Annotated in this window: 1 protein-coding gene; it reads right to left on the reverse strand. The window is 72.4% G+C overall.

Features of this window, described 5'->3' with window-relative positions; translation table 11 throughout:
* A partial coding sequence (locus VGO20_RS11975) for a non-ribosomal peptide synthetase (RefSeq protein ID WP_327502578.1) occupies nucleotides 1-4,597 on the reverse strand: 4,597 nt, incomplete at both ends.

Raw genomic sequence — 4,597 nt, forward strand, 5'->3', positions numbered from 1 at the left:
GTCGACGTCGCCGAGTTCGGCTCCCCGGGCAAGGCGCAACCGCGCGCCGCCCGCGAGCGTCGAGAAGATTTCCCAGACCGATGCGTCGAAGGTGAACGGCGTCCGCTGGAGGACGACGTCGTCCCGGTCGATCCCGAACTCCCGGTTGAACCATGCGGTGTGGTTCACCAGCGCGCCATGCTCGACCATGACGCCCTTCGGCGCCCCGGTGGAACCGGAAGTGTAGAGCACATAGGCGAGATGCCGGGGCGTCACGCCCGTCTCTCGCACGCCAAGGTCCGCGTCCCCCGCACCGGCCCAGACCCCGGCGTTGCCGTCCAGGTCGAGCACGGCCGGGCGGGAGGCGAGCCCGGCCACCGCCGCGTCCGCCGCCGGACGGGCCGGAGCGTGGGTCAGCACCACGGCGGGAGCGGCATCGCCCAGTATGTAGGCGAGCCGGTCGGCCGGATAGGCAGGGTCGAGCGGCAGGTACGCCCCGCCCGCCTTGAGCACGGCTACCAGCGCCACCACCATCTCGGGCGAGCGCTCGATGCAGACCGCGGCCAGCCGGTCCGGCCCGACGCCGAGCGTGCGCAGATGGCGCGCCAGCCGGTTCGCCCGCGCGTTCAGCTCGCCGTAGGTCAGCGACTGCGTCCCATGGACGATCGCCGTCGCCTGCGGGTCGCGCGCGACCTGCTCCTCGAACAGTTCGTGGACGCAGCGCTCCTGCGGATACGCCGCCGCGGTGTCGTTCCACTCCACCAGCAGCCGGTGGCGCTCCTCCTGCGACAGCAGCGGCAGGGCGGCGGCGAGCCGCGCCGCGTCCGCGACCATCTCCTCCAGCACCCGGCGCAGGTAGCCGCCGAACCGCTCCACCGTCCCGCGGTCGAACAAGGCCGTCGCGTACTCGATCCCGCCGACGATCCGGCCCCCGGCCTCCCCCAAACTCAAGGTCAGGTCGAACTTCGACGTCGTCGGCGCCCGGCGCATCGTCTCCACCGCCAGCCCCGGCAGGTCGAAACGGCCCTTCTCGAAGTTCTGCCAGGCGAAGGTGGCCTGGAACACCGGCGTGTAGGCCAGGCTGCGCGCCGGCTTGACCAGCTCCACCACCTGCTCGAAGGGAAGCTCCTGGTGCGCCTGCGCGCCCAGCATCACCGCCTTCGCGCGTGCCAGCAGCTCCTCAGCACTCGGCGAGCCCGACAGGTCCAGGCGCAGCGCCAGCATGTTCACGAAGAAGCCGATCAGCCCTTCGACCTCGGCGCGCGTGCGGTTCGCGCTGGAGGTGCCGATCACGACGTCGTCCTGGCCCGACAGCCGCGCGAGCACGAGCGCCCAGCCCGCCAGCACCGTCATGAACAGCGTCGTCCCGTGCCGCTGGCCCAGCGCCTTCAGCCCGGCCGTCAGTTCCTCGTCCAGTTCCAGGCCCACGAAGGCGCCGGCATAGTCCTGCTGCGCCGGCCGCCGCCGGTCGGTCGGCAGCTCCAGAAGCGCCGGCGCATCGGACAGCGTCTCGCGCCAATAGGCGCTCTGCCTCGTGAGCACCTCGCCCGACAGCCAGCGCCGCTGCCACGCCGCGTAGTCGGCATACTGCACCGCCAGCGGCTCCAGCGGGTCCTCGCCGCCTTGCGCATAAGCGCGGTACAGCACACTCAGCTCCCGGGCCAGCACGCCCATCGACCAGCCGTCCGCGGCGATGTGGTGCAGGGTGACCAGCAGCACGTGGTCCTCATCCGCCAGCCGGACCAGCCGGCCCCGGACCAGGGGTCCCCGTTCCAGGTCGAACGGCAATGCCGCTTCGGCCGCCGTCGCCGCGTCCAGCCCGGCTTGCGGGTCGGCCCTGCCCGACAGGTCGTCCCGACGCAGCTCGAAGCCCTGGCCCGGGTCGCCGATCCGCAGGAACGGCTCGCCATCAAGGACGGAGAAGGTCGTGCGCAAGGCCTCGTGCCGCGCCACGAGGCGGTCGAGCGCCTTCTTCAGCGCCGCCTCGTCCAGCAGGCCCCGCATCCGGAAGCCCAGCGGGACGTGGTAGGCCTCGCTGGCGCCGCCGCCCATACGTGCCAGGAACCACAGCCGCTGCTGCGCGAAGGAGAGCGGCGGACGGTCGCCCCGGGCCCCCAGCGCCACGGGCGGCAGCACCTCGCGCCCGCTCTCGGCCAGAACCCTGGCGAAATTCTGCAGCAGGGGATGCCCGAACAGTGCCGTCAGCGCGACCTCCACGCCCAGGACCTGCCGGATCCTGGAGACCATGCGCACCGCCAGCAGCGAATGGCCGCCGAGATCGAAGAAATTGTCGTGCCGGCCGATGCGCTCCAGCCCCAGCACCTCGGCCCAGATCGCCGCCAGCGCCTCCTCGGCCGGCCCTGCCGGCGGCTCGTAGGCCTGGAAGGCGAAGGCCTCGCCCTCCGGGGCCGGCAGCGCCCTGCGGTCCAGCTTGCCGTTCGGCGTCAGCGGCAGGGCGTCCAGCCGGACATAGGCCGCCGGCACCATGTGCTCGGGCAGGCTCGACGCCAGGTGCCGGCGCAGCGATGCCTGATCCGCCTCGCCGGTGACGTAGGCGACCAGCCGCCTGTCGCCGGGCTGGTCCTCGCGCGCCAGCACCACCGCCTCGCGCACGCCGGGATGCTCCAGCAGCCGCGCCTCGATCTCGCCCAGCTCGATCCGGAACCCGCGCACCTTGACCTGGAAGTCGTTGCGGCCCAGGAACTCGGCCGTGCCGTCCGGCAGCCAGCGCCCGAGGTCGCCGGTCTTGTACAGCCGGTCGCCCGCCACGAACGGGCTCGCGACGAAGCGCTGGGATGTCAGCTCCGGCCGGTTCAGGTAGCCGCGCGCGACGCCTGCGCCGCCGATCCAGATTTCGCCCGCCACGCCGGCCGGCACCGGCTCCATCCGCCCGTCCAGCAGATAGAGGCGCGTGTTCGCGACCGGACGGCCGATCGGCGGAGCAACAGCCGCGGCCACGTCGCAGCGGTGCAGCGTGGCCCAGACCGTCGCCTCGGTCGGGCCGTAGGAGTTGAAAAGCGGATATTCGGGTGCCCAGCGCTCGACCAGCGCCTTGGGAAGCGCCTCGCCGGCGAGGACGAGGGTCGTCGGCTCGGCGGACGCGGCCCCCTGCACCGGCACGGCGGTCAATGCCGACGGGGTGAGGACCGCATGGCTGATGCGCCGGGTTCTCAGGAACTCGGGCAGCGCCGCTCCGGCGAGGAGTTCGCCTTGCGGCCGCAGATACAGCGCTCCGCCCGAGCCGAACGCCAGCAGGATCTCGAACAGCGCCGCATCGAAGCTGAGCGACGCGAACTGCAGGATCCGGCTTTGCGGCCCGACGCCGAGCGCGTCCCGCTGGCCCATCACGAGGTTGACGGTGCTGTGGTGCTCGACCATCACGCCCTTGGGCATGCCGGTCGAGCCGGAGGTGTAGATCACGTAGGCGAGGTTGCGGCTGGTCAGGCCCGGCACTCGCAGATCCGCATCGGGCGCGGCTTCGTCCTCCTCCAGGTCCAGCACCGGCGGGGGCGTCTCCAGCCCGGCCATGGCCGCGTCCAGCACCGCGCGCGCCGGCCCGTGCGTCAGCGCCGCGACCGGCGCGCCGTCCTGGAGCATGAAGGCCAGCCGCTCGGCCGGATAGGCGGGGTCGAGCGGCACATAGGCCCCGCCCGCCTTCAGGATGCCCAGCAGACCGACGATCATCTCCGACGACCGCTCGACGCAGATCGCCACCCGGTCGTCGGGTTTCACGCCGAGCGTGCGCAGGCGGTGCGCCAGCCGGTTCGCCCGCGCGTTCAGCTCGCCATAGCTCAGCGACTGCGTCCCATGAACGACCGCCGTCGCCTGCGGGTCGCGCGCGACCTGCTCCTCGAACAGTTCGTGGACACAGCGCTCCGCCGGATACGCCGCTGCGGTCCGGTTCCACTCCACCAGCAGCCGGTGGCGCTCGTCCGCCGGCAGCAGCGGCAGGGCGGCAGCCGGCCGCGCCGCGTCCGCCACCATCTCCTCCAGCGCCCGGCGCAGGTAGCCGCCGAACCGCTCCACCGTCTCCCGGTCGAACAGCGCCGTCGCGTACTCGATCCCGCCGGCGATCCGCCCTCCGGATTCCCCCAAGGTCAAGGTCAGGTCGAACTTGGAGGTGGTCGGCGTCCACTGCACCGTCTCCACCGCCAACCCTGGCAGGTCGAAGCGCCCCTTCTCGAAGTTCTGCCAGGCGAAGGTGACCTGGAACACCGGCGTGTAGGCCAGGCTGCGCGCCGGCTTGACCAGTTCCACCACCTGCTCGAAGGGAAGCTCCTGGTGCGCCTGCGCGCCCAGCGCCACCGCCTTCGCCCGCGCCAGCAGCTCCTCAGCGCTCGGCGAGCCCGACAGGTCCAGGCGCAAGGCCAGCATGTTCACGAAGAAGCCGATCAGCCCCTCGACCTCGGCGCGCGTGCGGTTCGCGCTGGAGGTGCCGATCACGACGTCCTCCTGGCCCGACAGGCGCGAGAGCACGAGCGCCCAGCCCGCCAGCACCGTCATGAACAGCGTCGTCCCGTGCCGCTGGCCCAGCGCCTTCAGCCCGGCCGTCAGTTCCTCGTCCAGCTCCAGCCCCAGGAAGGCGCCGGCATAGTCCTGCTGCGCCGGCCGCCGCCGG

The organism is Arenibaculum sp. (assembly GCF_035998295.1).
Lineage (GTDB): Bacteria > Pseudomonadota > Alphaproteobacteria > Azospirillales > Azospirillaceae > DASYHS01.